Annotated in this window: 27 protein-coding genes and 1 tRNA gene; 15 read left to right on the plus strand and 13 right to left on the minus strand. The window is 43.3% G+C overall.

Annotated elements, in window-relative coordinates; genetic code table 11:
- Positions 1–157: 157 nt before the first annotated feature.
- From rsmC to ACLD71_RS21935, 4 genes are all read left to right on the plus strand, one after another.
- Positions 158–1,189 carry a 16S rRNA (guanine(1207)-N(2))-methyltransferase RsmC gene (rsmC, locus tag ACLD71_RS21920; RefSeq protein ID WP_411992165.1) on the plus strand — a complete coding sequence of 344 codons (1,032 nt, stop codon included), beginning with the start codon at positions 158–160 and terminating at the stop codon, positions 1,187–1,189.
- A gap of 140 nt (positions 1,190–1,329) precedes the next feature.
- Positions 1,330–2,550: a glucose-1-phosphate adenylyltransferase gene (gene glgC / locus ACLD71_RS21925; protein WP_137671814.1), complete on the plus strand. Its 1,221-nt coding sequence runs from the start codon at positions 1,330–1,332 to the stop codon at positions 2,548–2,550.
- Positions 2,551–2,640: 90 nt separating this feature from the next.
- Positions 2,641–4,119 carry a glycogen synthase GlgA gene (glgA, locus tag ACLD71_RS21930; protein ID WP_137671815.1) on the plus strand — a complete coding sequence of 493 codons (1,479 nt, stop codon included), beginning with the start codon at positions 2,641–2,643 and terminating at the stop codon, positions 4,117–4,119.
- Between the two features lie 77 nt (positions 4,120–4,196).
- The gene (locus tag ACLD71_RS21935; protein WP_137671816.1) at positions 4,197–4,475 is read left to right on the plus strand and encodes a late competence development ComFB family protein; all 279 of its coding nucleotides are present in this window, start codon (positions 4,197–4,199) and stop codon (positions 4,473–4,475) included.
- Position 4,476: 1 nt separating this feature from the next.
- Here the strand turns inward: ACLD71_RS21935 and ACLD71_RS21940 are convergent, their stop codons facing one another.
- Both ACLD71_RS21940 and ACLD71_RS21945 read right to left on the minus strand, forming a co-directional pair.
- On the minus strand, positions 4,477–4,692 hold the full coding sequence (locus ACLD71_RS21940; RefSeq protein ID WP_411992168.1) for a hypothetical protein: 216 nt from the start codon (positions 4,690–4,692) through the stop codon (positions 4,477–4,479).
- Between the two features lie 74 nt (positions 4,693–4,766).
- Positions 4,767–5,639, minus strand: a complete 873-nt coding sequence (locus ACLD71_RS21945; RefSeq protein ID WP_411992169.1) for an EamA family transporter — start codon at positions 5,637–5,639, stop codon at positions 4,767–4,769.
- A gap of 255 nt (positions 5,640–5,894) precedes the next feature.
- On the opposite strand from ACLD71_RS21945, the gene ACLD71_RS21950 reads away from it, so the two are divergent.
- Positions 5,895–6,908 (plus strand): helix-turn-helix domain-containing protein, encoded by a 1,014-nt coding sequence (locus ACLD71_RS21950; protein ID WP_411992171.1) that lies wholly within the window; start codon positions 5,895–5,897, stop codon positions 6,906–6,908.
- Positions 6,909–6,998: 90 nt separating this feature from the next.
- Here the strand turns inward: ACLD71_RS21950 and ACLD71_RS21955 are convergent, their stop codons facing one another.
- Positions 6,999–7,406 (minus strand): GFA family protein, encoded by a 408-nt coding sequence (locus ACLD71_RS21955; RefSeq protein WP_137671819.1) that lies wholly within the window; start codon positions 7,404–7,406, stop codon positions 6,999–7,001.
- Positions 7,407–7,561: 155 nt separating this feature from the next.
- Between ACLD71_RS21955 and ACLD71_RS21960 the strand changes: the two genes are divergently transcribed.
- Complete coding sequence (locus tag ACLD71_RS21960; RefSeq protein ID WP_411992174.1) at positions 7,562–8,032, plus strand: WbuC family cupin fold metalloprotein; 471 nt, start codon at positions 7,562–7,564, stop codon at positions 8,030–8,032.
- Between the two features lie 153 nt (positions 8,033–8,185).
- Positions 8,186–9,307 (plus strand): DUF481 domain-containing protein, encoded by a 1,122-nt coding sequence (locus tag ACLD71_RS21965; protein ID WP_137671821.1) that lies wholly within the window; start codon positions 8,186–8,188, stop codon positions 9,305–9,307.
- Positions 9,308–9,347: 40 nt separating this feature from the next.
- Here ACLD71_RS21965 and ACLD71_RS21970 read toward each other — a convergent pair whose 3' ends face one another.
- Positions 9,348–10,076: a hypothetical protein gene (locus ACLD71_RS21970; protein WP_411992176.1), complete on the minus strand. Its 729-nt coding sequence runs from the start codon at positions 10,074–10,076 to the stop codon at positions 9,348–9,350.
- Positions 10,077–10,294: 218 nt separating this feature from the next.
- Complete coding sequence (locus ACLD71_RS21975) at positions 10,295–12,493, minus strand: malate synthase G (protein ID WP_411992178.1); 2,199 nt, start codon at positions 12,491–12,493, stop codon at positions 10,295–10,297.
- A 295-nt stretch (positions 12,494–12,788) separates the two neighbouring features.
- Here ACLD71_RS21975 and ACLD71_RS21980 point away from each other — a divergent pair, with 295 nt between their 5' ends.
- Positions 12,789–13,706: a hypothetical protein gene (locus tag ACLD71_RS21980; RefSeq protein WP_411992180.1), complete on the plus strand. Its 918-nt coding sequence runs from the start codon at positions 12,789–12,791 to the stop codon at positions 13,704–13,706.
- 40 nt (positions 13,707–13,746) lie between these two features.
- Positions 13,747–14,046, plus strand: a complete 300-nt coding sequence (locus ACLD71_RS21985; RefSeq protein ID WP_137671825.1) for a 4a-hydroxytetrahydrobiopterin dehydratase — start codon at positions 13,747–13,749, stop codon at positions 14,044–14,046.
- Between the two features lie 37 nt (positions 14,047–14,083).
- Here ACLD71_RS21985 and ACLD71_RS21990 read toward each other — a convergent pair whose 3' ends face one another.
- Entirely contained in the window at positions 14,084–14,557 is a 474-nt protein-coding gene (locus tag ACLD71_RS21990; RefSeq protein WP_137671826.1) for a YHS domain-containing (seleno)protein, read from the minus strand.
- A gap of 114 nt (positions 14,558–14,671) precedes the next feature.
- On the opposite strand from ACLD71_RS21990, the gene ACLD71_RS21995 reads away from it, so the two are divergent.
- A complete protein-coding gene (locus tag ACLD71_RS21995; protein WP_411992181.1) occupies positions 14,672–15,511 on the plus strand; it encodes an AraC family transcriptional regulator in 840 nt (279 codons plus the stop codon).
- On the opposite strand, the gene ACLD71_RS22000 is transcribed toward ACLD71_RS21995, so the two are convergent.
- A complete protein-coding gene (locus ACLD71_RS22000; protein ID WP_411992183.1) occupies positions 15,504–16,103 on the minus strand; it encodes a uracil-DNA glycosylase family protein in 600 nt (199 codons plus the stop codon). The two genes, ACLD71_RS21995 and ACLD71_RS22000, sit on opposite strands and share 8 nt — an antisense overlap.
- Positions 16,104–16,115: 12 nt before the next feature.
- A complete protein-coding gene (locus tag ACLD71_RS22005) occupies positions 16,116–17,159 on the minus strand; it encodes an NADP(H)-dependent aldo-keto reductase (protein WP_411992184.1) in 1,044 nt (347 codons plus the stop codon).
- 211 nt (positions 17,160–17,370) lie between these two features.
- Between ACLD71_RS22005 and ACLD71_RS22010 the strand changes: the two genes are divergently transcribed.
- Entirely contained in the window at positions 17,371–18,738 is a 1,368-nt protein-coding gene (locus ACLD71_RS22010; protein WP_161985073.1) for a pullulanase-associated domain-containing protein, read from the plus strand.
- A 117-nt stretch (positions 18,739–18,855) separates the two neighbouring features.
- On the plus strand, positions 18,856–19,512 hold the full coding sequence (locus tag ACLD71_RS22015; protein ID WP_137671831.1) for an HAD family hydrolase: 657 nt from the start codon (positions 18,856–18,858) through the stop codon (positions 19,510–19,512).
- A 71-nt stretch (positions 19,513–19,583) separates the two neighbouring features.
- On the opposite strand, the gene bfr (ACLD71_RS22020) is transcribed toward ACLD71_RS22015, so the two are convergent.
- The 4 genes from bfr (ACLD71_RS22020) to ACLD71_RS22035 form a co-directional block, all read right to left on the minus strand.
- Positions 19,584–20,051 carry a bacterioferritin gene (gene bfr / locus ACLD71_RS22020; RefSeq protein WP_137671832.1) on the minus strand — a complete coding sequence of 156 codons (468 nt, stop codon included), beginning with the start codon at positions 20,049–20,051 and terminating at the stop codon, positions 19,584–19,586.
- A complete protein-coding gene (bfr, locus tag ACLD71_RS22025) occupies positions 20,051–20,530 on the minus strand; it encodes a bacterioferritin (RefSeq protein ID WP_137671833.1) in 480 nt (159 codons plus the stop codon). Before bfr (ACLD71_RS22025) ends, bfr (ACLD71_RS22020) begins: the two co-directional genes overlap by 1 nt.
- Before the next feature lie 442 nt (positions 20,531–20,972).
- Positions 20,973–21,662, minus strand: coding sequence for a monofunctional biosynthetic peptidoglycan transglycosylase (gene mtgA / locus ACLD71_RS22030; protein WP_411992187.1), 690 nt, complete (start codon positions 21,660–21,662; stop codon positions 20,973–20,975).
- A 54-nt stretch (positions 21,663–21,716) separates the two neighbouring features.
- Entirely contained in the window at positions 21,717–22,913 is a 1,197-nt protein-coding gene (locus ACLD71_RS22035; RefSeq protein WP_411992189.1) for a benzoate/H(+) symporter BenE family transporter, read from the minus strand.
- Positions 22,914–23,030: 117 nt separating this feature from the next.
- On the opposite strand from ACLD71_RS22035, the gene ACLD71_RS22040 reads away from it, so the two are divergent.
- Positions 23,031–23,600, plus strand: coding sequence for a helix-turn-helix domain-containing protein (locus tag ACLD71_RS22040; protein WP_411992190.1), 570 nt, complete (start codon positions 23,031–23,033; stop codon positions 23,598–23,600).
- Positions 23,601–23,664: 64 nt separating this feature from the next.
- On the opposite strand, the gene ACLD71_RS22045 is transcribed toward ACLD71_RS22040, so the two are convergent.
- A tRNA-Phe gene (locus ACLD71_RS22045) sits at positions 23,665–23,740 on the minus strand.
- A 342-nt stretch (positions 23,741–24,082) separates the two neighbouring features.
- Here ACLD71_RS22045 and ACLD71_RS22050 point away from each other — a divergent pair.
- On the plus strand, positions 24,083–25,450 hold the full coding sequence (locus ACLD71_RS22050) for an L-serine ammonia-lyase (RefSeq protein ID WP_411992191.1): 1,368 nt from the start codon (positions 24,083–24,085) through the stop codon (positions 25,448–25,450).
- Between the two features lie 179 nt (positions 25,451–25,629).
- Positions 25,630–26,079, plus strand: coding sequence for a Fur family transcriptional regulator (locus tag ACLD71_RS22055; protein ID WP_303510538.1), 450 nt, complete (start codon positions 25,630–25,632; stop codon positions 26,077–26,079).
- The last annotated feature ends 30 nt before the right edge of the window (positions 26,080–26,109 follow it).

A 26,109-nucleotide genomic window follows, 5' to 3' on the forward strand; every position in this document is an offset into this window, starting at 1 on the left:
GTCCTTAACAAACGAAATTCTTGCTAGCTAGTTTCCTTAGCACGCACTAAAAGTCAAGTAACCTTAAAAATAAATACTTAGAAGCGGCGATGAGATAGCCTTTTCAACGAAAACTTTCTATTATTGCAGCCAATTATGACCGCGATAAAGCCCTATTATGAACACCTCGCTACACGCTACCAGCCAAGTACTCGCCCGCCACGACCAACTTTTTGCCGAGCGGCATTTAGTGGTGGCTGGCCAACTCGCCGACAACTACCCGCTTAGCCTGCTTGAGCAAGTCGCGTCGTTGCAAATTTGCTGTAGCCATTACGGTCACTTTACCCACTTTAAGAAAACGGATGATGACAAACTCTCTTGTCAGTTTTCAGTTGAGCCTCGGTTAGCCAAAAACAGCAATGCGCTGCTGTTTTTTATGCCTAAAGCAAAGCAAGAAGCCGCCTACTTGTTTGCCAGCATATTGCCGCAACTAAGTGATGATGCCGACATATTTGTGGTGGGAGAAAACCGTGGCGGGGTTAAAAGCTGCGAAAAACTGCTCGCGGAGTTTGGCATTAAAATGAACAAAATCGACAGTGCTCGACGCTGTGGTTTGTATTTTGGATCTCTCACTAAAGCGGCTCCCGCCTTTCAGCCTGAACAGTGGTTAAGCCAATTTGAAGTCGCTCTGCCAAGTACTCGCTTGCAAGTGATGTCACTGCCTGGTGTGTTTAACCACGGTAAACTAGACGACGGTAGTCAACTGCTATTAGATAATTTGCCTGCCTTGCACGGTAGCGTGCTCGACTTTGGGTGTGGTGCGGGCATTATTGGTGCAAGCCAAGCCTTGTTACACAAAGTAGACATTACTCTGCTCGATGTAAGTGCATACGCTGTGACTAGCACTAAAGCCACGCTAAAACAAAACCAGTTGAATGGAACAGTAATTGCTTCTGATGGATTAAGCGAAGTAAACCAACGCTTTGATTTCATCGTGAGTAATCCACCATTTCATGCTGGAATAGATACTCAGTACGAAACCACTGAAACGTTTCTTGCCCAAGCCAAACAGCACTTAAATGCCCAAGGCGAATTATGGTTGGTTGCCAATAGCTTCCTGCAGTACGAAGCATTAATAAAGCAACACTTCGCGCGCTACGAAAGCATACTCGACAACAAAAAATTTAAAATTTTGCGTTGTTGTGTTTAGTAAGAACATTATTTTTATTGTGGATTTAATAAAACCCTAGTTTCTGCTATTTACATTAAGGTAAATATCTGGAAACTAAGCCAAGCCACTTTGAAAACGATTTCACGAAACTGACATAATTATTAGAGGTACAAAGTCCCATGGCAGGTATATTAACGATGATTCTCGCCGGTGGTGAAGGCACACGCCTTTATCCACTTACCGACAGCCGTACTAAGCCCGCGGTTCCATTTGGAGGCAGTTATAGGCTAATCGACTTTGCCTTAAACAACTTTGTGAACTCAGATTTTCTTAAGATTTATGTACTTACCCAGTTTAAGTCGCAGTCACTCAACATTCACCTTCGCCAAGCTTGGCATTTATCCGGCATTACCGACCGCTTTATTGATGCAGTACCGGCACAAATGCGCGTAGGTAAACGCTGGTATGACGGTACGGCTGATGCGATTTATCAAAACGCTCGGTTCATTGAGATTAACGAACCTGACCATGTTTGTATTTTTGGTAGTGACCACATCTACAAAATGGATGTACGCCAGATGGTTGATAACCATAAACATAACGAAGCTGACCTCACCGTTGCTGCGATTAAAGTGCCTAAAGACCAAGCCGATCAGTTTGGTATTATCGAAGTTGATACCGAAGGCCGAATGATAGGCTTTGAAGAAAAGCCTAAGGTAAACCCAAAAACTATTCCCGGTGATCCAGACCACGTACTCGCCTCTATGGGTAACTACGTATTTGAACGAAAAGTCCTGCTGGACGCGCTGCACGATGATGCCAAAGAAGATGATTCTAGCCACGATTTTGGTAACGACATTATTCCTAAGCTTTATCCCAAAGGTAAAGTGTTCGCTTACGACTTCACTCAAAACAATATTCCAGGAGAAACCGCCAGTGGTTACTGGCGCGATGTAGGTACCCTAGATGCGTACTGGGCTGCTCATATGGATTTGTTAGACGAAGAACCAGCGTTCTCGTTGTACAACCCTAAGTTTCCATTACACACCCATTACCCACCACTTCCGCCAGCCACCTTTAAAGATGTTGGCGACAAAAAAGTGAGTGTGAGCCAATCATTGATTTCTGCAGGGAGCTTTATTTTAGGCTCAGAAGTGAATCGCAGTGTATTGGGTTTCAGAAGTCACGTACGCCCAGGCTCAGTAGTCAGTGAGTCGGTATTAATTGGCAACTGTAGAATTGGTGAAGGCTGTCAGATTCGCCGCACCATCATTGATAAAAACGCTGAAATTGCTCCAGGTACCATCATTGGTGAAAACTTGGAAGAAGATCGCAAGCGCTTTACGGTATCTCCAGAAGGAATTGTAGTGATACCGAAAAACGCCAAGGTTGGTTTCTAGGCATTAAATTGCCTTGATAACACAAGCAATTACTCTAATATTGAACCATATAAGGCACCCTTTGGTGCCTTAATCGTTAAGGAGTTCTCTGTGACAGCCCATCCTGTCAGGATATTGTTTTTAGCCTCAGAAGTTGAAAGCCTAGCAAAAACTGGCGGCTTAGCCGACGTAGCTAAAGCCTTACCGCTTGCCCTAAAGGAACACGGACAAGACGTAAGAATTATTATGCCGTTTTATAAAACCATAAAACGCCACGACGAAGCCGAGAAGATTCTCGATTTACGCTTACCTACAGCAGAAGGCTGTGCCGATATAGATTATGCGGTTTACCGCCTAATGCTGGAAGATGTGCCCGTTTACCTGATTCAGCATAATGACTATTTCGAGCGCGACCAACTCTACAGTGAAGGCGAGTTTGCTTATGATGACAATGGCGAACGCTTCACCTTTTTCTCTCGCGTTGTATTTCAAGTAGCTGAAGCTTTAGACTTCAGACCTGACGTATTCCACTGTAACGATTGGCACACTGCTTTAGTGCCTTACTTACTCAAGCAAAAATACGCCCATCATCCATTTTTTTGCAACAGTAAATCAGTTCTTACGATTCACAATGCGGCCTTCCAAGGCATTTTTGAGAAGCATCAATTCCAGTTACTCGAAGGTTTAGCTGATGGCTTAGTGGATCAGATTCTAGATGGCTATAACTGCATCAACCTGCTGAAAGCAGGGATTCGATTTGCCGACAAAATTAACGCGGTAAGCCCTAATTACGCCCAAGAGTTGCTCACCCGTTTAGGCTCTCACGGTTTGTGTGATTACTTTGAACAGCGGCGCTCTGATTTAGTGGGGATCTTAAATGGCTGTGAATATGCCGATTGGGATCCCGAAACCGACAAGCTAATTCCTGCCAACTACTCAAGTAGTGACTTAAGCGGAAAAACCGTTTGTCGGCAAGCTCTGCAATTAGAGACTCAACTCGCGCAAATTGATGTGCCAATATTTGGCATGGTATGTCGCTTAACCGAGCAGAAAGGGTTTTATCTTTTACTACCGGCACTGCAACAATTTTTGCGTCACAACGTACAGGTGGTGATTGTAGGTACTGGCGACAGCGGTATTGTTACCGAACTAGAAGCCTTACAACAGCAATGGCCAGACAAACTGCGCTTTATTCACGCCTACAGCAACGAGCTTGCTCACTTAGTAGAAGCAGGGGCAGACTTTTTCTTAATGCCATCATTGTTTGAGCCTTGCGGCTTAAATCAGATGTACAGCCTAGCTTATGCCACTTTACCTATTGTGCGCGGCGTTGGTGGGTTACGAGATACGGTTTCAGATTATGATGAAGATCCTAGCCAAGCCACTGGCCATATTTTTTATGATCCTGAACCCAGCGATTTACTGAATATTTTGCGCCGAGCGCTGTTGTTGTATCTAGAGCACCCAGAGGAATTTCAAGCGATGCGTCGTCGCGCCATGCAATCTAGATTTCACTGGCAACAATCGGTTTGGCAATACGAAGCTTTATACAATGACGCCTTAAATGTGAATCCGGTTCAACAACAATAACAATAATGGCCCAGAGAGTGGCGACTCTGGCTATTCTTATATAACCTGAATGTATACATTTATTTGAGGGATATTACATGCGCTTATCAGAGGAAATTCATAACTTTACTGAGTTCCTAGTGGGTGAACAACTGCATGCTTTAGGAATTCACAAGCGCTGTGATTTAGATACTCTACAGGATTTATGCTGCTTGGTGCTTAACCGCTTGCCGCCACGTTACATAAGACACGATGTAGACGTGCTCAGTGCTATTAGCGACGCTGAACGTGAGCAACTAGTAGAGAAAACTAAAGTTGCTATTGAAGAGTGTTTACAGTTTCTAGAGCAAGACCGCCGCCAAGGACCTCGCAACTAGCTTACTTAGGTAAAGATATTTCTAATTCAATAGCGGTACAGCCCTTGGTGCAATAAACACCTGGGGCTTTTTCTTGCCCAGGCAATACCACAAACAAGGCTTGCTTACAGCTTTCACACTGTTTTAGTTTCCCTGCTAATACTTGCTTAATCAATTGGCGTTGCTGCTGATAAGAGTTAGCACTGCGTTTATTCAGCTCTTTAAATCCAGACATCATAAAATCTCTTGGTAACAATAGCGCCACTTTAGAGCCTAGCGCCCTCGCTTTCAATTGCTATTTAGTGCAACAACTCATCGCGCTAAACGAGCGCGTAATTTTGCACCAAATACACAGCATATTAATCCCAATAATACCAAGCTAGTTCCCGCCCATTCGCTTCCTGTTAAACGCTCATCAAAAACCAAACTTGCGGTAAACATTCCCACCACGGGCACTAACAAAGCAAAAGGAGTAACCGTGGCTGCGCTGTATTTAGCCAGTAAGCGCCCCCACCATGCGAAAGCCAACAAAGTAGAGATAAAGCCTACATAGGCTAATGCCAGCCAAGTAGCCCCGCTTGCATTCAGCAGTAATTGTAGCGGCTGGTCATTTTCAAAATGGTAAGAGAACAGCAACAAAGGCAGAGGTGGAATTAAACTCACCCACACCATAAAGTGCAATACATTTACTCCGCCCGCTTGCTTCATAAATAGGTTAGACACAGCCCAAGATAACCCCGCCAGCAGCAGTAATAACAAGGCAGTTAAACTTAAGTTTTCTGAGCTAGCGGTAAAAAACAGCAAGAAACCCGTACAAGCAATGAGGATCCCGATAAGCTGATATTTAGTCACCTTCTCTTTAAACCAAATAGCGCTAAGCACAATGGTAAACATTACCTGAGCTTGCAGCAGGAGTGATGAAAGCCCGGCTGACGCTCCCACTTTCATCGCGACAAACAACAAGCTAAATTTAATGACGCCGAGGAAAAAGCCCACCGCTAGAACATTACGCCAAGCTGTTTTGGGAAAAGGCACTAGCAAAACAGCCGGAATAGCAACAATGGCAAAACGTAACGCGGAAAACAGCACCGGCGGAAGCTCTAACAAGCCAAGCTTTATCACCGAGAAATTTACGCCCCAAATACTGGCAACAAGCAGAGCAAACACGATGTCTAGCGGTTTCATACAGTCCTTGATGGTGAACCAACTTACTTGTAACCAGCCTACCCTGAGTAAAACCCGTGGTCAAAGCACTGCCTTATTAGCCATTCGAGCAAAAAATATGACCAGACTCATCCTCTCGATTTTTACATTTAGCTATCCCTGCGCACAGGGCTTGTCGAGAGTTGAAAATATCCGTATAAAGTACACTTTGAGTGCATATCTATAAAATATTGATTTAAAGTGTACTTATATTAACGATAAAAAGAGCAGGGCTTGATGAAAGACATTAACATTTCGTTTATTCGACTGAATTTTATCAAGCCTATTATTGATGGCTTGCAAGCCGAGTTCGCCATTACTAGTCAAGATTTAGGCATTCCTAATAAGCTTTTAGAAGAGCCTCTATCAATCATTCCTGTCACCATTTTGAACCGCTGGTTAGAAAAAGCTGAGCAACTCACTAACGACCCCTTATTTATGCTCAAACTGGCTGATTATTTACGCTTTGAAAACATTCAGTACTTTAGTAATTGGGTCTACTTCACTCCAGACCTGGCCATTACCTTTCGTCGAGTGAATTACGGCACCTCTTGCTTACAATCGGGTTCCACCTTCCACGGTTTACAATCGGGTCACATTATTAAGTGGTGTTACAACAACCCATACTTGAACAAACAGGGACGGCTGCACGACAGTATTCGTATCGCATTGATGATGGTAAACATGCTGACTTATTACCACGGAGATAACTATGTCCCCTTGCAAATCAACCTTACTGGCCCGAGTAGCAACCAAGCCAAGCTAGAGGCGTTTTTTGGTTGTAAGGTGAACGTCTCCAGCGCGCAAACCGAGGTGTGGATTAACGCCTCGGTAGTAGAGCCGAGTGATAATAATCAATGGAAAAAACAATCTCCTTTGCGACTTAACGATGCTCAGCTAGACGACCTAATCAATATTCCTCAACCCCATGATATTGCCAAATCTCTTTATTCATTGGTGAATTTCTCTCGATATTATGGCCGACCTACAGTGGATTTTTTAGCCGATTGCTTGGGTATGTCACGGCAACAGTTACAGCGTCGTTTATTAGTTCACGGCTGGAACTTTTCCTCAATGACCAGCTATGTGCTGAGTAATGAAGCCATACAATATATGTTTAAAGGCTACTCCATTAGTGCCATTGCAGAGCTTTTAGCTTACAGCAATGAACAAAGCTTCTCGCGAGCCTTTAAACGACTGCGAGGCATTACGCCGAACCAATACCAACAAAAGCTAAATAAGAAAGGCTAAGGAAGTAAGCGACTGAGCGTTTTCTCTACCCACTACAAACGCCTCCATGGTATTAGGCGCAACTCATACTTGTAAAAAAGCTAACGGCATTTACTCTCTGCCCTCTTTAAACTGAGGCAAGTGATCGGTAATGTCGTGCCAACAGGCTTTGTATTCCACAAAAATATGCGCGTCGGGTTTTAGCGTAACCTCGCTGTCTAAACTTGCTAAGCTAAATTCAATAAACTCGCCACTATCATTCGCTGGCGCAAAGGTTAGGCTTGAACCGCAATGACCACAAAACTGTCTCACAGTGCCGTTTTCGGCTTGGTACTGCTGCAATTTGCTTTGACCACTTAACCAATGAAAATTTTCAGCTTTCGCTTCGCCATAAGTGGCAAAAGCAGCACCATGAAATTTTCTGCACATACTGCAATGGCAATGCCCCATTCTAGGCTCTAAGTGATCGACTCGGTAAGAGACTTGACCGCATAAACACTGTCCGGTGTATCCATCCATGTTAATTCCTCTTCGCTAATGCTAACGCTGCACATCTATACACCCTACACCCAAAACAAGCATTTGTTGAGTGAAGGTAATTGTGCCACCATATTGCCAATTATTTGCTCGTGCTGAATACCGCACAGACACCATAATAAATAGGACTATTTTCGATGTTGAAAATCATCAGTACTAAGGACTTTGCAAACTTTAGTGATAATGCCAAAGCCGCGCCGCGCCAGCGCAGCCACCACAACCTCCACGACACTCTCGATGCCAACGTACAGCGCTTGTTTATTGCTACTGAGCCAAATACCTATATGCGCCCTCACCGCCACAGTGAAGCGCATAAATGGGAGCTTTTTTTGGTATTACAAGGGCAATTAGATTTACTTATTTTTAATGATGAAGGCGAGCTAACCCAGCGCCATAGCCTTTCGCCCGACACTAACCGCGCTATCGAAATTCCACCCAAGACTTGGCATGGTTACGCCTGCATGCAACCAGGAACAGTTGGCTTAGAGATAAAAGAAGGTGCTTACGTACCAACACCAAACGACGACTTTGCGCCTTGGTCTCCCGCCGAAGGTGAAGAAGGGGCAGACCAGTATCGTGAATGGATGCGTCAGGCCGAAGTAAAATAGAGCAAAGCGCAGTTAAAAACGTTAAGTGCCACGATCACTTAACGTTTTTAAACAAAACACGCTGTCCTTAAAGAGTTTATTTCGTAATGAGTAAAAAGCCGCTAATATCAAAGCACTATTCTCACTTTGCTTAATGGAGCACTTGCAAAATTGATGCGTCTGCTTGTTTTACTTGCCTGTAGTCTTATGTTTAGCTCTTGTTTAAGTGCAGAAGATGAGCCGGCAACCCCACCTGAAGATATTCCCTCAGTGAGCGAGCAGTTTCAACAGGACTATTTTAGTGCTTTAGACTTAGATGAAGACAAAGACTGGATCCAGTTAGATTCTGGTGAAGTGATTCAAGGTGAACTCGAAGAGCTTTATCAGAAAAAAGCCTTATTCGACAGTGACGAGCTAGATGACTTATCCATCGACATTGAAGATATTCAGCGACTGCGCACAGCTAAATGGTTTCAAGTAAATCTACGAGGATTAGGCGTGGTTCGAGGCCGCTTAATGGTAGATGAAGAAAAAGTCACCATAGTAGGTAAAGATACCCACTTTGCCTCACGTTACGACGTTATCTCGGTCTATCAAGTGGCAGAAAGCGAAGCCGACCGATGGGAAAACAAAGCCACGCTAAGTGCAAACATTGCCAGCGGCAATACCAATACCCTCGAAATTAACGGAAAATTAAACAGCGAACGCAAAACCGCCCTAAGTCGTACCATTATTACTTACCTAGGCGTTGTGTCGGAATCAAACGATGAAACCACGGCACGCAATCACCGTGTTACGTTATCTCACGATTTATACAAGCACCAAGATTGGTTCTTTCGCCCGGTATTAGCCGACTTTTATCACGCTCCCCTTAAAAACATTAAGTTACAAAGCCAACTCGCTTCTCAAGTGGGTTACATTGCCGTTGAGGATGATGACAAAAAGTGGGAGTTATCGGTGGGTCCGTCATGGCAACAAACCCGTTTTGAAGAAGTGACCGCTGGCACCTCTAATAAAGAAAGCAGTTTAGGTTTATCTTTTGGTTCCAACTTTGAAATCGATATAACGAAAGATATTGAGCTCAACCATGATTATCAAATGACCTTATCACAAACCAAAACTGGTGGTTATCAACACCATAATCTCCTCAATTTTGCGATAGATATTACCGACGATTTAGATTTAGATATCGATTTTATTTGGGATTACACTGCCTCCCCCACGCCGGATGCAGATGACATTACGCCAGAAAAAAATGACTACCGGGTAGTTATTGGCATAGGCCTCGATTTTTAATCACAAAAAAGCCCCTTAAAGTTAAGAGGCTGTAGAGGTATTACAAAGTTGTAGAATCAGCTTCGCTCTGCAGTTGTTTAGCTTTTACGCTATTTGCATTGGTATCGTCATTTAGCTTAGCCATATTACGAATATGCGCGACACAAAACTCAACCGAACGTGCCAGCTCCTGTTTCAATCCATCACCATTTTGAAGATCGATATAAGATGGGGCCAACTCTGTATCTGCATATTCAGGCAAATTTCCGCATGCTTCTTCGGCAATAACACTGCCTTTTTCCCTATCAATTAAACGAGCATGCACTTGATAGCTCACGCGGTAGTTATCCCAATCGCTAGTGTAATAAATCGATCCCCAGCCTAGAGTTCGAACATCCAAAATATAGTCATAGTCACCGTATAATTGGATGATGTGTGGAATCTCCGGGCTGGTTAGGCTTTTTGATGCATCATCAACCACCTTAACCTTATAACTATTGCTTAAACCACTGGCTAACTCTCGAGCAATATCTAGCGCGGGGTCTTCTACTTTGTTATCTACAATCATCGCGTTACCGTTAGATATAGCCGTGGCTAAACCTATCAAACCAAATTGAACATTAGCGGCAGTTTGCGCAGTAAAATCAGGTAGTGACCCATAGCGAGTATAAACGAGGGTTTTATCGGCCAGCGATAACGACTCACTGGCTTCAAGTTGATCTGTTTTAATACTTGAACAAGCGCTAAGCGAGGCCGCGACTAATACAAATAATAGCCTTATAAACAACATGTTAATCCTTTATTCTTTCTACATTACGGCATATCCATGCCTAATCGTTGATGTGAGCTATTACTGGTTAAATAGCGCCGCTACGATACCATTATTTGTTTTTGAGTCTAGTATTCTATTTATCTTATATTGATAATAATCAATAGATTAAATGCAGAGTGGGCCGATTAAATATAAAAAAAGCACCCTTAGGTGCTTTTTTATTACCAAGTTCTAATTTAGCTAGCTTTAAACTTGCGTCGCCAGGCATGTAACAAAGGTTCGGTATAACCGCTAGGCTGCTCACACCCTTTAAACACCAAATCTAAAGCTGCTTGATAAGCAAAACTACTCTGCGCCTTACCAGCCATATTTAAATACAGCGGATCACCTGCATTTTGCTGGTCAACCAAGTTAGCAATAACTTCAAAACGCTGCTTAACTAAACTTTCACTCACCACCCCATGCTTTAACCAGTTAGCCACATGCTGGCTAGAGATACGCAAGGTGGCTCGGTCTTCCATTAGGCCCACACCATTAATGTCTGGCACTTTTGAGCACCCCACACCTTGCTCAACCCAGCGAACCACATAACCCAAAATACCTTGTATATTGTTATCTAGTTCTGCAATAAGCTGTTGTTCAGACCAATCTGTTTGCTCGGCCAATGGCGGAGTCAGTAAATCAGCTAGACGCTGAGTACTGTGTTGTTCTAGATGCTGGGCAAGTTGCTGCTGAACAGAAAACACATCCACCTGATGATAGTGAATCGCATGTAAAGTTGCTGCAGTAGGCGACGGTACCCAAGCGGTGCTAGCACCACTTTGTGGGTGAGCTTGCTTAGCTTGCATCATAGCGGCCATCATTTCAGGCATCGCCCACATACCTTTACCTATTTGTGCTTTACCTTGTAAACCGCATGCTAAACCTGCTTCTACGTTGTTTAACTCGTAAGCTTTAATCCAAGCGCTTTCTTTAATCTCACCTTTTGGCACCATCGCTGCTGCGTGCATACTGGTATGAATTTCATCACCGGTTCTGTCTAGGAAACCGGTATTAATAAATACCACCCGTTGGTTTGCCTCGGCAATACATGCCCGTAAGTTTACGCTGGTGCGGCGCTCTTCATCCATAATGCCAAGTTTGATGGTATTAGTCGCTAAACCTAAAAACTCCTCAACCGCGCCAAATACCTGATTACTAAAAGCGACTTCTTCAGGGCCATGCATTTTAGGTTTTACAATATAAATAGAGCCTTCGCGCGAGTTGCGATAAGGGCTATTACCAAGCAAATCATGTTTACCAATTAAACTAGTAAATACGGCGTCAAGCAGCCCTTCTGGCACTTCATTACCATCGGCGTCGAGCAGTAAATCACTATTCATTAAGTGGCCAACATTGCGCACAAACATAAGTGAGCGGCCACTTAAGCTAAAACCGTGGCCTTGGCTGTTAACATAGTGGCGATTTGGCTCTAACTCTCGAGTGATCGTTTGGCCATTTTTACTGAGGGATTCACGTAAACTGCCACGCATTAATCCTAGCCAGTTTTTATATACCTCGACTTTATCTTCAGCATCAACCGCCGCGATAGAATCTTCGCAGTCCATAATAGTGGTTAGCGCGGATTCTAAAACGATATCTTTAACATTGGCACTATCTTGCTCACCAATTTGATGCTCAGCATCAAATTGAATCTCAATATGAAGGCCATGATGTTGCAACAAAATAACACTTGGCTGTTCAGCATCTCCCTGAAAACCCGCTAAATGAGACGCTTCAGCTAAGGTAGTGTTAGAGCCATCTTTTAGGCTCACTAACAAGCCGCCTGATAATACACTGTAGCGTGTGGCGTCGGCATGGCTACCGTGAGCAAGCGGGCAATGTTGGTCGAGCAAAGCGCGACCATAAGCAATAACGGCGGCACCGCGTTGTGGGTTATAACTGCTACCAGGTGCCAACTCCCCGCTTCGGTCAATAGCGTCTGTACCGTACAGTGCGTCGTATAAACTCCCCCAACGAGCATTGGCTGCATTAAGGGCATAACGCGCATTCATAACCGGCACCACTAATTGAGGGCCGGCTAACAAAGCTAATTCTCGGTCGACTTTTGAGGTGCTTAGGGTCACATTTTCAGGAGCATCAACTAAATAGGCTATATCGCTTAAAAACTGTTGATAAAGGCTGGCATCAAACGGGGCTGGATGCTGTTGGTGCCATTGGTCTATTTGGGCTTGTAGCTGTTCACGCTTAGCAAGCAAAGACTTGTTTTTAGGTATGAAGTGTTGCAGATAGCTTTCTAAACTTGACCAAAACAAGGCTTGGTCAACACCGGTTTCTGGCAGTACGTCCTGGTTAATAAACTGGTACAGCAAGTTAGATACTTGGAAGTGTTCCAGCTTGTGGTAGCTTGATGCCGCAGTGGTCGGTTTAGTCATCCAATTGTCCCTTATTTTATAGTTATTATGTGTTGCACGATGGATTCAACCTCGCGCTTTAATTCATGTTACCCTTAGTTTCTTGCAGCAGGTTCGAAGCTCGACCTACAATAATTGTCAGATTAGCATCCCATATAAGGCCCTAGATAAACAATTGGCCAAACGTAGCATTTGCAATCATACAACTCTTTGATAGTATTTTTCAAACACTTGTTTGAACTGAATTACCAATTACACTTTAATAATGTAAACCAGAGTAAACAGGGCTTAGTTTACCTATTCAAGAGGCAAGGATTTGCTGGCATTTATTTCTCGATTCTCAACACAGTTACTGGCTAGCTGCGTATTAGTAGGTTTTGCCCTACCTAACTTTTCAAATGCTTTATTACCCTTATTACCCGCGGTATTGTTTTTTCTGATGCTGCTCACCATTGTTAGCCTCAACATTAAAACTCTGGTAACCGACTTAGCTCAGGCCTCTGTTTGGTTGTACGCTGTTTGGCATACGTTTGGCGTTACCATTTTGATCATGACGTTAGCGTGGTTACTTAATATTGATAGCAAACTCTACCTCGCTATTGCCGCTACTTGCGCAACCGGTTCCTTATTTGCCAGCCCGGCTATTGTGCGCTCCTTAGGGTTAGATGCGCAGCGCTGTATGGCCATGACCATTGCCTCAACCTTGCTGATGCCTTTGGTATTGCTACTCAACGGCTGGCTATTTAGTCGCTTTAACGGCAATGAGCAGTTACAGCTTGATATGCAAATATATAGTCTGCGTTTAGCTATCTTTATTGTTTTACCCATCATGATCAGTTTGTTAGTCCACAAGCTACTAAAACAAAGCTTGATTGAACAAGCTTTAAAGCAAATTCGCCCATTTACCATCGTGTTGGTGTTTTTCTTTCCTTTAGGTTTGATGGGAGCTTTTAGAGAAATATTCGATGAAACTCCCAGTAAAGCACTGGAATATTTGCTCATTGCCAGCGGGGTGTGCCTAGTATTGTTTATCAGTAGTTTTTTGCTGTATTACCGACAAGGAAAAAACCTAGCGATTATCAGTGCCATTACCGCAACCAACCGCAATGTATTGCTAACCTACAGCATTACTGGCAGCTTTTTAGGCTTAGAATACATGATATACATGGGCGCAATTCAATTGCCTATTTATCTCTTGCCAATGCTGGTGAAACTGGCAGTTCGCCCCAGCTAATCTAGGCTAAATAGAAGTGTGATTGATTTAGGAAGATACTATGAGTGATGAACAAGCCTTAAGTCCTTCGGCTATTCAAATGGCATTAAAACATTTACCTGACTGGCAATTTAACAACAATAGCATTGAAAACAGCTACCGTTTTAAAGATTTTGTACAAGCATTTGAGTTTATGGGCCATGTCGCTGACTACGCCGAACAACAAAACCATCATCCGGATTGGAGTAATTGCTACAACCGCGTCAATATCGCACTCACCACTCATGAGTTAGGCGGAGTAAGCGAGCGAGATTTTAAATTGGCCACATTGATCGAAGAGCTTTACCAAAAATATTATTGAGCCATCGAAGTGCTGGGCTTCAATGGCTCAAAAAAGATTATAGTTTGGCAGCATCAATCGGCTTAATCTCTGGCCAATGTTGATTAGCATCCACAATCAGCTCGTTAGTATTTTCTAACCAACGTTGTTGCACTTTTTTATCTAAGTTTAGATAAAGCTTTCCATCAACAATTTTCCAGGCCGTAGGGTCAGTTTCAAACTTTTTCTCCATGGCTACACCAAAGGCACAGTAACCACCATACTGAGGCGCGAATTTAGCAGGGTCTTCTTTAAATGCGTCCCGATTGCTAGCGCTAGCAAAATGGTAAATAGCATTGTTATGACTCGCAGTAAAATCACCAGAACCTTGAGTTGGTTGGCCACTAACAAAGTATGCAACGGGGTCGTAACCTTGTATCGCTAAATCGTTGCTATCTACGCTCATTCCGATATCTGCAGCTGCGCTCACGCCACTAAATGCCAATGCTGTTACTAAGGTGGTATTTCTGATTAGGGCTTTCAAACTGTTCATTTTATTTCTCCATAAATTAACCGCTAACTGCGATAGTGAAAATTTAACCGCTTAGTCCGGTCTGTTGGGATACAATCGTCCGCTTGTTGGTGCGAAAAGTACGGAGTGTTATTGATGGACCAATTATCTGGCTTACTAAGGCAGTTCTCTGTTACTGCTGGTGTTTTTTATTCAGGCCAATTATGTGGCTTATCTGATGTGGAAACCGGTGATGACTTAGTGGGTCATATTCATGTGTTGAACCAAGGTAAATTAAGCATTCTGCAAGCCAATAAAAAAATCGAAGTGACTCAGCCCAGTTTGGTGTTTTTTCCTAAACCGCTTGCACATCGTTTAATGGTTGATTCAGAACAACCCGCAGAACTAGTGTGCGCAACCATAAGATATGGGAATGCTAACAGTAGCCCTTTAGCCAACGCCCTCCCAAAGCAAATAGTATTGCCGCTAGCTGAACACCCACAGTTTTCAAAAACTATCGATTTACTATTTAGTGAAGCCTTTCAGCCTGCCGATGGCTCATTGGTGATTATGGACCGCTTAGTAGAGGTGCTAATTAGCTTATTGCTGCGCTACAGCGTTAATAAGCAAAACCTTGATACAGGCCTATTAGCCGGGTTAATACATCCTAAGCTCAGCCTAGCATTGGCTTTATTACATGAAGACCCAAGTAAAACGTATCCTTTAGAGACTCTATCCCACGCTGCAGCCATGTCTCGCACTAGCTTCATTGAAACCTTTACTAAAGTAATTGGCAGCTCACCGGGGGATTACCTGGTAGATTGGAAGATTCACCACGCTCAGCAACTACTAAAACAAGGTAAAAGCATAGCGTGGGTAGCATCGTCTGTTGGCTACCAAAGCTTATCGGGATTTAACCGAGCTTTTCGCAGTAAAACCCAAATGTCACCTAAACAATGGTTAGACGGCCAAAATCTCAAGCATGCTGCTAGCTGAGCACCAACTTTGCGAGTACATTTTGTAACTGCGGAACTAAAGACAGCTCAAACCAAGGGTTGTTCGCTATCCAATGCCGGTTGCGTGGTGAAGGATGTGGCAAAGGCCATAATGCCTGCTCACTGTAATATGCAAAATTAGCCACATTTTCGGTTAACGATGTTTTACTTGGTGTATTCAAATACAAGGCTTGCGCATATTGGCCAATTAATAAGGTAAGTTCTATATTAGGCAGCTCTGCCAATACCCGTTTATGCCAAGTGTCAAAACACAGTTTAGGTGGCGGTAAATCACCTTGTTTTCCTTTCCCCGGATAACAAAATGCAGCCGGCACAATAGCCACCTTTTGGGGGTTGTAGAATATCTCTTTATCTAGGTTAAGCCACTGGCGTAGTCGATCACCACTCATATCATCCCAAGGTATGCCACTTTTATGAACCTTGCTGCCCGGTGCCTGACCAATGATCAACAAACGAGCTTCAGGACTCGCTTGAATAACTGGCCGAGGATCAAGCTGAGCTTTACACAAGGTGCAGGCCCTTACTTGCTCAAGTAAAGGCACCAAGTTATTTTTTCGATCAGTGCTGATCATCTCACTCACCTATTAAGGACAAGGAATACGAAACTCGTCGCCAATTTCCTGAAGGCGCCGCTCAAGTTCATCAGAGATCACTACTTGAGTGCTCGATAAGTTTTCTTTTAACTGCGCTAAGGAAGTAGCACCAATAATGTTAGAACCAACAAAGCTACGCTGATTAACAAATGCCAGTGCGAGTTGAACGGGGCTTAAGTCAAACTCACGTGCCACATCTACATAACGCTGAATAGCCCCTTCGGCGATATCGCTTCCATAACGGGCAAAACGTTTATAAATAGTTAAACGCGCCCCCTCTGGCCATTGATTATTTAAATATTTACCGCTTAGTGCACCAAATGCTAATGGCGAATAAGCCAATAGGGGTAAGTTTTCACGGTGAGAGACTTCAGCCAAGTTGATTTCGAAACTACGATTTAGCAAATTATAAGGGTTCTGGATCGACACGATCTTAGGCAGGTTGTGCTTCTCAGCTAGCTGAACATATCGCATTGCTCCCCAAGGCGTTTCGTTTGAGATCCCCAAATATCTTACCTTGCCGGATTTAACGAGATCAGCCAAAGCCTCTAAGGTTTCGATGATCGGTGTTTGAGCGGCGTCTTCTTGGTGTTGATAATTCAGTTGACCAAAAAAGTTAGTCGCGCGATCTGGCCAATGCACCTGATATAAATCTAAATAATCTGTCTGTAGTCGGTTTAATGAATCTTCTACTGCTTGGTGAATACCATTCCAAGTTAAGCTCATATCGTTGCGAATGTAGCCACCGCGGTCACTCTTAGAGGGGGCAGCCACTTTAGATGCCAAAACAACCTCATCTCGGCAATCCCGTTGAGCGAAGTAGTTGCCAATCATGGTTTCCGTAGCACCTTGAGTGCTTTGCTGCGGAGGAACCGGATACATCTCAGCAGTGTCGATAAAATTAACACCATTTGCTAAGGCGTAATCCAACTGAGCAAAGGCATCAGCTTGAGAATTTTGCTCACCCCAGGTCATGGTTCCTAGGCATATTTCACTCACATTTAAATTTGAGTCGCTGAGTTGACGATATTTCATAGTTTGTTCCTCTAAAGATCTTACCCATTGCTTTCTTGCAATTTTTATCAACAGCAAAACTGTCTTTTTTTTGTACAAAAATCTACTGCAATTGGAGCTAGGTCAATTTTTCTTTAAAATTTAACACCATATTGGTGATCTAGTTGCTACTTCTTTACTGTTTTTTTAGTTACTATGGCGTTATGCGACTTAACAAGTTAATGGAGTAATTGTGCAAAGAGCATCAATATTTATATTACTTTTCTGGTGTGTGAGTACAGTTGCCACTGCGGCCAACGTCACAGTGCATTATAAAAGTATCACTAACAACTATGATGGTTGGGGTCTTCACATCTGGGCTGGCGAAGAAATGGTTAATGGCAAAGAAGTAGGTGCCAGAACCGATTTTCGCTTGCGTAAAGGTACAACCCCTGCCGATCCACTAATGCCAAGCAAGTTTGACGACTTCGGTGTGGCATTTACTATTCCTGTTCGCCCTGATGCGAAACAGTTTTCTTACACTTTAACTAACGGTGAACTTCACCATATGAAAGTTGAAGAGTGGAAGTGGATTAAAAGTAAACACGGTATGGATATTTGGATTGTAGAAAAAGATCCAAAAATCTACACGGGTCTTCCTAGACAATTCGCTAATAATGCTAAAACAGCGACAGCGAAAAAGACCACTACCCCACCTAAAGCTAAAACTGTGTTGCCGCCACCGGTACCTAAAGTAAAAGCAACAACGACTACCGCTAAAGCTAAAGTAGCGCCAAAACCAAAACCGAAAGCAAAATCAGTAGCTAAGAGTTCTGGTCCAAGCCCTGAAATGAAGCGCACGTTAGCGGTATTAAAAGACGATTTAACGAAAAAGAATCGTAGTATTAATAAGTTGCAATCGGCACTTAATGATACTCAAAAAATCAACCAACGTTTGCAGAATGACTTAAATAGCAAACTAATTGATTACCAAGCGTTGTTACAGCTTAACGATAAGATCAGTAATGAGAACCGTACTTTAACTGCATCTAACCAAAGTTTGTACAGCCAAGTAGAGCAAGCTGGTAGCAGTAATGCTGAAGCTCAACTACTTGAGCGTAACCAACAGCTAGAGAATCAACTGGCTGGTGTAAACGAGCAAATATTAGGTCTTCAAAAAACAATTTCTGAGAATACTGGTAATTCAGAGCAACAGAAACAGTTACAAGACCAATTCAACCAAATGCAGACTCAGCGTGACGAATTACGTGACCAAAACAATAAGCTAAGTGCTCATATTGTTGAATTGGTGCAACGTACCGAAGACGCAGGTCAACCAGAACAATCAGGCATTGCCTGGTGGTTATTTGGCGCTGTGGTTGCGGTATTAGTAGCACTTATAGGTTTAGTATTCTTTGCCACAAGCAAACGCCATAAAGATCTTCAGTTAGATATGGAAGATGCGTTAAAACGTAAAGAAGAAGAAATTAAAACAGAGAAAATCTACGCAGCAGCCGCTAACGAAAAACTTCGTAAGGTATTGCATGGAGAAGCTCAGCAACGCAGTTGGTCACCGTTACCTGACAGCTTGCCAGAGAATCTCAAGAAAGACTCTGCATAATCAATCAAGGCCAGCTTAGCTGGCCTTTTCTTTATCTGCTTCACCCAATATCATTGAGCCTCCCCAACAATTTATCTAGCATGGCAATTAGCAGCCTTGAAAATGGAAGACGTTTGAGTGGACTTACATATATTTGATTTAGACGATACCCTTATAGCGGGTGATAGTGGAGTGTTGTGGCACCAGTATCTAGTAGAACAAGGTATTGTCACTCAAGCTGGTTTCTTAGCGCAGGATGCCGCAATGATGGAGCAGTACGCCCAGGGAGAGCTGGCACTTGAAGAATACATCCGTTTTAGCCTCAGTCCTATTCAATCACTTAGCTGTAGTCAAATAGATCAGTTAGTCGAAGACTTTATACAACAACACATTCGACAGATTATTTACCCTGAAGGTCAAAAGCTAATCGATGCTCTCCTTTATCAGCAACATCAGGTGCTTATTATCTCTGCAACGGTAAGCTTTATTGTCAAACAAGTCGCCAAGCAGCTAAGCGTAAAAGACTTTCTAGGGGTAGATTTAAAGCTTAAAAATGGCAGCTATAGCGAACATATAGACGGTGTTGCCAGCTTTAGAGAAGGTAAAGTAATTCGTTTACTAGAATGGCAGGAAAACAAGCCACAAGCTTACCAGCGTAGCTACTTTTATTCTGATTCTATTAACGACCGAGCGCTATTGGAACATGTAGACAAGGCCTATGTGGTAAACCCCTGCCCTAAACTAAAACGACTTGCTATGGAGAAATCGTGGTCAATGTTGAGTTGGCAACTATAGAAAACATAGTAATGAAACATACAAAAAAGCCGAAAGCATCTGCATTCGGCTTCTAAATAAAACCAGTAATTTTATAGCTGGCTTTGCATATAATTTTGTAATCCAATCTTATTAATTAAACCAAGCTGTTGTTCCAGCCAGTAAGCATGGTCCATTTCTGTATCGTCAATTAAAGTTTGTAGCATATTACGCGTTACGTAGTCTTGTTTAGTTTCGCACAAGGCCATCGTTTCTTTCAGCAAGGCGTCGACCTCATATTCAACTTTAAGGTCGTTCTCCAGCATACTTGGTACATCTTTACCAATGCGTAAAGGCTCACGCTGACTTAAATCAGGAGTACCTTCCAAAAACAAAATTCTCTGGATCAACAACGAAGCATGACCTTTCTCATCATCAAACTCATGGTCGATTCGCTCATAGAGCTTATTTAGTCCCCAATCTTCGTACATACGAGAGTGGATAAAGTATTGATCCATTGCTGTTAGTTCATTCATTAACAGGCGATTTAACGCGTCAATTACTTCACTATTACCCTTCATTAGTCGTCTCCTTCAGTAATTTGAGCAGCTAAGTAATTTTCAATGCCCATCTTATCAATTTGATATTGCTGAGTTTCAATCCAATCAACATGATCTTCTTCGTAATCTAGAATTTCTTCTAATAAATCACGACTTACAAAATCTTTGGCAGCTTCACAACTGGCAATAGCATCTTTTAGCACCGGAAGCTGCTCAAGCTGAAAGTCCATATCGCATTGCAACATCTCTTCCGTTGATTCACCAATCCGCAATGTACCCAACATATGAGCATGAGGTAAGCCTTCAAGGAACAATATGCGTTCCATAATTTTGTCGGCTTGTTTCATATCTTTAATCGACTTTTTATAATTCTTCTCATTGAGCGCTTCTAAGCCCCAATTGCGGTACATTCTGGCGTGTAAAAAGTACTGATTTATTGATGTGAGTTCGGTAGTTAACACCTTATTTAGTAAGGCTATTATGCTCGGATCGGCTTTCATTTCTTCACTCCATACTGCCATTTAAGCTATCGAAAAAGTATACACCTATCCAAATAATTTCGCATATTATATTTACATTTCATTAACTTACGATAAAAGTAATAACAAGCGTTATCATTTAGATTTAAGTCACAATAAGTAATAGTGTCACATTTAACCCCTTATGAGTTAACGATCACACTGTCATTAATCGTACAAAAAAACAGCAGAAAAAATTGATCTAAGACAAGTTTGTAAGTTCAGTATTCACTGGCACTTGAGTATAATTATTAGTGAATTATTTCCAAGGATGGCTAAACACAAGTGAGGTCATTATGTTCATCGGATTCCTAAAAACACTGTCTAAAGCTACTCTCATTTCTTTATCGATTTTCTTAATTTTGCTGGCGCTTAAGTTGTCGTCGCAGTTCGCGATAGGTTTGTACCAGGCAGCCTTATAACGTTACTTTGTAAAATTGAGGTATGCGCCACCTAGCTGGCGCATTTGCTGTTGAATCCAGGTAACTCGCTTTTGCATGTATGGCGTTTTTGGCCACAAACTGTAACGATAGGGACTTGGTAATAAGGCAGCCAAACTAGCAGATTGATAATGGCTTAATCTGGCAGCTGGCAGCTTAAAGTAATGTTTGCTGGCAGCTTCTACTCCGTAGATACCAGGTCCAAACTCGGCCACATTGAGATAAATTTCAAGTATTCGTTGTTTGGGTAAATTCAACTCAAGCAGCAGACTAAAGCCAGCTTCAAAAGCTTTTCGCCAATAGCTCTGAGCGGGCCACAACCAAAGGTTCTTAGCGGTTTGTTGGGTTATGGTACTCGCGCCACGCAACTTGCCACCTTGCTGATTATTCTTAAACGCCATCATGATAGCGGAATAATCCACACCCCAATGCTGGGGGAAACGCTGATCCTCTGCCGCCACCAAAGCTAACACCATACTTGGCGAAATCGCATTCAGGTTTCGCCATTGGTGAGCAACATCCTCCGGATAACTGCTGGGTGGGTATAAGCTTCGATGCAATCGCCAAGACCACATTGGGGGATCAATCCAGCGTAAGCTCAATACCAGTAGTTCAGCAGTCACCATGAATATAAGTAAACCGTAGCCAATCTTAGCCGCTATTTTTTTCAGCATATTGTTTACATATAGTCTTGAGTCAAATCATCACGTTAGTATACCTAAATGGTCTTAGGTTCCACCTGTTTCAGTCTTCATTAACTGCTTTTTCTTACTAACAGCTTGCGTGAAATAATGCACCAACATGCCTAAGCTTAGCCCCCAAAATGCGCTGCCAATACCAAAGAAGTTCACCGAAGAAGCGGTCAACAAAAAGGTGCATATCGCCGCTTCCCTACCCTTTGTATCAGCCAGTGCACCAGCTAAACTATTGGCAATAGTGCTTAATAGCGCTAAACCAGCTACTGCTGCTACTAGCTCTTGAGGAAATGCCGCGAATAAACTCACCACCGTTGCTCCCAACAAGCCAATAGCGATATAGAAAATACCAGCCCAAATAGACGCTAGGTAACGCTTACTTGGATCACTATCGGCCTCCTTACCCATGCAAATAGACGCAGTAATGGCTGAAAGGTTAAACGCGAAACCTCCAAAAGGCGCGAGAACCAAGCCAGTAACGCCGGTCCAAGTGATGATAGGTGAAATGGCAGGGCGATAGCCATTACCGTGCAAAGCCGCTATTCCCGGCATATTTTGTGAAGCCATGGTCACAACAAACAAAGGTAAACCAACGCCAATCAGCGCCTTCCAAGAAAAATCTGGGCTTACCCATTCGGGCTTAGCAAGCTGAAAACTCACTGACGATAAATCTAACAAACCTAGTTGATAAGCTACGCCACATCCCACCAACAAAGTTAGCAACATGACATAACGCGGAGCAATATGGCGACCAATGAGATAACACGCAATCATAGCCACTACCAAGATTAACTGGCTCTCTACAGCACTAAACAATTGCAAACTAAACTGCAGTAAAACCCCGGCTAGCATGGCCGCTGCTAAAGACTGGGGGATCCAGCGAATCAACTTATCGATAAAGCCGCTCAATCCGCTCAGAGTAATCAGCAAAGAACTAAACAAAAATGCGCCAATCGCTTCGTTTATCGACAAACCTTGTAAACTAGTTACCAGCAAGGCGGCTCCCGGCGTAGACCAGGCAGTAAGAATTGGCTTTTTGCTATGCCAAGATAAGCCAATGCTGCTCAGCCCCATGCCCACTCCCAAAGCCCATAACCAAGAACTTATTTGCTGCTCACTGGCACCTGCCGCCGCAGCGGCTTGAAATACAATCACCGCCGAACTGGTATAGCCAACCAACACCACAATAAAACCCGCTGAAACACGGGAAGCAACAAACCAGTCACGCATTGTTAAGCACTCCTTTTGCTATTTAACCTTGCGTGCGCTATAGCGCACAGCGTGGACAAGCCTAGCACTTGTGCGTTATAACGTACAAATTATTTTTTGAATTCATTAGGTGGCTAATTGCACGCGCTCAACCAATACCTCGCTCAAGCCTTAAAAACACAACGTCAACAAAAAAAGTGGAGCTTAGACACCGCAGCCAAACAAACTGGCGTGAGTAAAGCTATGCTAGGCCAAATAGAACGTGGTGAGTCTAGCCCTACTATTGCCACCTTGTGGAAAATAGCGGGAGGCTTTTCTACTTCACTGTCTACCTTTCTAGAGCCCAGTATCAGTGAACAAAGTTCGCTACAAATAAGAACTGCTGACCAGCTTCGTCAACAACCTGCCAGCGACAACATGCTAGTAGCTACTCTCTTTCCCTATGAAGAAAAATACGGCTTTGAGATGTACGAGCTCACCCTATTAACGGGTTATCAACGCGTATCCGAGCCTCACGAACCGGGTGTGAGCGAGCATATCATTGTAATAAGCGGAGAAATGGAAGTACTGGTTAACGGGCAATGGCTACGCTTGCAAAAAGGCCAAGCGCTTCGCTTTGCAGCGGATCAAGAACATGGTTATAGAAATTTGCACCCGCAAACAGCGGTGTTTCACGACATCATTCATTACCCAAATACAGGCAACTAAGGTGTCATTATTTTCCAGAGGACGGAAATGAAAAAAGCCTGCTAAAAAGCAGGCTTTTAAAAGGTGGTGCCCGGAGGCGGAATCGAACCACCGACACGAGGATTTTCAATCCTCTGCTCTACCGACTGAGCTATCCGGGCAACGGCGGCTATTAAACGTTTTTAGCCTAAACAAGTCAACCGCTTTTTCCAAAATTAGTGTTGAGTGACCACAAAGCGAACAAAGCATCTAAAAATCCACCAATCTAAGCCACTTTTATTAAATATTTGCGCATTCTAAGTCTGTTTAGCGTAAAACCCTCAAAAATCAGTTTACCAAATCATGCTTTCTCATTACCCTAGGCGCCGCTATTCACTAGCCATAAATTATAGCCACCAGCCGTTTTATCCTTTTAGGCTTAAAACCGCCTAATCCTATAGATTTATCAGCTAATTTTTAGGGCAGAAGTCACGTGCTTCTGCCTTTTTTATTCGAGAGAATTGATGCTTAGTATTTTTGATGTGTTTAAGGTGGGTATAGGACCATCTAGCTCACACACCGTTGGGCCGATGATTGCCGCTCATAACTTTATTCAACAGTTAACCCAAGCCAAGATACTTAAACAAGTAGATAGCATTACCGTTGATGTATATGGATCCTTGTCTTTAACAGGCAAAGGCCACCACACTGACACAGCCATTATTATGGGTTTAGCAGGAAATCTACCCCACAATGTAGATATCGATGCTATTGCGGGCTTTGTACAACACTTAGAACAAACCGCAATACTTAAGGTAGCCAACAATCAACACCAAGTGGCGTTTCCTGCTAAGGCATTAACTTTTCATTCCACTTGTTTGCCGTTACACGAAAACGGCATGGTGATTCATGCTTGGCAAGGCAACCAGAACATCAAATCGATAACCTACTACTCTACTGGCGGTGGCTTTGTAGTAGAAGAACAACACTTTGGCCAAACAAACACTCAAACAATTAGCGTGCCTTTTCCTTATAATTCAGCAGCATCCTTGTTGGAGCAATGCCGCGAAAACGGAATGTCGATAAGTGGTTTAGTTCGAGCCAATGAACGAGCATTTAACTCCCAAACCATCATCAACCAACAAACCAGCACACTTTGGCAAACCATGTCACAAGCCATCGACCGAGGTTGCAAAACCGAAGGCATACTGGCGGGTCCATTACGCGTGCCACGGCGAGCAGCTTCTTTGCTACGCCAACTAAAAGGGCGCGGTTCAATGAGCAAAGACCCTATGGACATTATTGATTGGGTGAATTTGTTTGCTTTAGCAGTCAGTGAAGAAAACGCCGCTGGCGGCAGAGTGGTAACCGCCCCCACCAATGGCGCAGCGGGTATAATCCCCGCGATTTTGGCTTACTATAACAAGTTCATCGAACCCTTAAATGAAGAAACCGTTCAACGTTTTTTGATGTGTTCAGGTGCCATTGGCATTTTGTATAAAACCAATGCGTCGGTATCGGGTGCAGAAGTTGGTTGCCAAGGCGAAGTGGGTGTTGCCTGCTCCATGGCTGCCGCGGGTTTAGCAGAGCTACTTGGTGGTAGCCCAATGCAAGTCTGTGAAGCGGCCGAAATTGGTATGGAACACAATTTGGGCCTAACCTGCGATCCAGTGGCTGGCCAAGTACAAGTGCCGTGTATTGAGCGTAACGCGATTGCCGCAGTAAAAGCGATTAACTCAAGCCGCATGGCGTTGAGGCGAACCAATGAGTCTCGCGTATCCCTCGATAGAGTCATCGAAACCATGTATGCCACCGGTAAAGACATGAACGCCAAATATCGCGAAACTTCACAAGGTGGTTTAGCGATTAAAGTGGCGATGACATGTAGCTAAACAACGACGGTTTTTAATCCAGCCTTTACAAAGACTTAAATACTGAGCTAACAATCACAAACAGCCCTTTCAATAGGGCTAGTAGCTTGCTAAACCACGACCAATGTTATAATGTAACGCTCAAATTTTGAGGGTGTTCACAGCTCCCCTCGCTAACCCTTGTTTTTACTCGGTATTTCATGATTACTGCTAATTATATACAACGCGTAAGTGATTACTGTCATCAGCAGAAACTCAAGCTCACTCCTAATCGTGCCGCCGTGTTAGCCATTTTACATAAACAAAATGCACCACTTAGCGCCTACGACGTACTCGCAGAGCTGCAACAGCAGCAGCCTAAAACCAAACCGCCAACGGTTTATCGAGCTCTAGAATTTTTAATTCAGCATCACTTCATTCAGCATATTGAATCTACAAGTCGTTACTTAGTAAGCCAGCAGCAAGAGAGCTTTGCACCGCACCCCTTACTTATATGTACCGATTGTAAAAGTGTGACTCAAATGAATTTATCCAGTGAGCTAAAGCTAGAGTTAGATCATTTTGCAGGGCAACAAGGGTTTAGTCTGCATCCTCAAAGTTACGAATTTCAAGGCTTGTGCGCCAGCTGCCAACCTAGACAGAGCGCATGAATATAGCACTGATTATGGCAACCATAGCCA

The organism is Agarivorans sp. DSG3-1 (genome assembly GCF_046774965.1).
Taxonomy (GTDB): Bacteria; Pseudomonadota; Gammaproteobacteria; order Enterobacterales; family Celerinatantimonadaceae; genus Agarivorans.

What these genes read in the sequence shown, in the direction of transcription:
- ACLD71_RS22000 (WP_411992183.1), bottom strand. Translation starts at nt 16,103, where the DNA reads ATGATCAGCACTGATCGAAAAAATAACTTGGTGCCTTTACTTGAGCAA.
- ACLD71_RS21970 (WP_411992176.1), bottom strand. Translation starts at nt 10,076, where the DNA reads ATGTTGTTTATAAGGCTATTATTTGTATTAGTCGCGGCCTCGCTTAGC.
- ACLD71_RS21975 (WP_411992178.1), bottom strand. Translation starts at nt 12,493, where the DNA reads ATGACTAAACCGACCACTGCGGCATCAAGCTACCACAAGCTGGAACAC.
- rsmC (WP_411992165.1), top strand. Translation starts at nt 158, where the DNA reads ATGAACACCTCGCTACACGCTACCAGCCAAGTACTCGCCCGCCACGAC.
- ACLD71_RS22050 (WP_411992191.1), top strand. Translation starts at nt 24,083, where the DNA reads ATGCTTAGTATTTTTGATGTGTTTAAGGTGGGTATAGGACCATCTAGC.
- bfr (WP_137671833.1), bottom strand. Translation starts at nt 20,530, where the DNA reads ATGAAAGCCGATCCGAGCATAATAGCCTTACTAAATAAGGTGTTAACT.
- ACLD71_RS21945 (WP_411992169.1), bottom strand. Translation starts at nt 5,639, where the DNA reads ATGAAACCGCTAGACATCGTGTTTGCTCTGCTTGTTGCCAGTATTTGG.
- ACLD71_RS21960 (WP_411992174.1), top strand. Translation starts at nt 7,562, where the DNA reads ATGTTGAAAATCATCAGTACTAAGGACTTTGCAAACTTTAGTGATAAT.
- ACLD71_RS21935 (WP_137671816.1), top strand. Translation starts at nt 4,197, where the DNA reads ATGCGCTTATCAGAGGAAATTCATAACTTTACTGAGTTCCTAGTGGGT.
- ACLD71_RS21950 (WP_411992171.1), top strand. Translation starts at nt 5,895, where the DNA reads ATGAAAGACATTAACATTTCGTTTATTCGACTGAATTTTATCAAGCCT.
- glgC (WP_137671814.1), top strand. Translation starts at nt 1,330, where the DNA reads ATGGCAGGTATATTAACGATGATTCTCGCCGGTGGTGAAGGCACACGC.
- ACLD71_RS21965 (WP_137671821.1), top strand. Translation starts at nt 8,186, where the DNA reads ATGCGTCTGCTTGTTTTACTTGCCTGTAGTCTTATGTTTAGCTCTTGT.
- ACLD71_RS22055 (WP_303510538.1), top strand. Translation starts at nt 25,630, where the DNA reads ATGATTACTGCTAATTATATACAACGCGTAAGTGATTACTGTCATCAG.
- ACLD71_RS21995 (WP_411992181.1), top strand. Translation starts at nt 14,672, where the DNA reads ATGGACCAATTATCTGGCTTACTAAGGCAGTTCTCTGTTACTGCTGGT.
- mtgA (WP_411992187.1), bottom strand. Translation starts at nt 21,662, where the DNA reads ATGCTGAAAAAAATAGCGGCTAAGATTGGCTACGGTTTACTTATATTC.
- ACLD71_RS21990 (WP_137671826.1), bottom strand. Translation starts at nt 14,557, where the DNA reads ATGAACAGTTTGAAAGCCCTAATCAGAAATACCACCTTAGTAACAGCA.
- bfr (WP_137671832.1), bottom strand. Translation starts at nt 20,051, where the DNA reads ATGAAGGGTAATAGTGAAGTAATTGACGCGTTAAATCGCCTGTTAATG.
- ACLD71_RS21955 (WP_137671819.1), bottom strand. Translation starts at nt 7,406, where the DNA reads ATGGATGGATACACCGGACAGTGTTTATGCGGTCAAGTCTCTTACCGA.
- ACLD71_RS21940 (WP_411992168.1), bottom strand. Translation starts at nt 4,692, where the DNA reads ATGATGTCTGGATTTAAAGAGCTGAATAAACGCAGTGCTAACTCTTAT.
- ACLD71_RS22005 (WP_411992184.1), bottom strand. Translation starts at nt 17,159, where the DNA reads ATGAAATATCGTCAACTCAGCGACTCAAATTTAAATGTGAGTGAAATA.
- ACLD71_RS21985 (WP_137671825.1), top strand. Translation starts at nt 13,747, where the DNA reads ATGAGTGATGAACAAGCCTTAAGTCCTTCGGCTATTCAAATGGCATTA.
- ACLD71_RS22035 (WP_411992189.1), bottom strand. Translation starts at nt 22,913, where the DNA reads ATGCGTGACTGGTTTGTTGCTTCCCGTGTTTCAGCGGGTTTTATTGTG.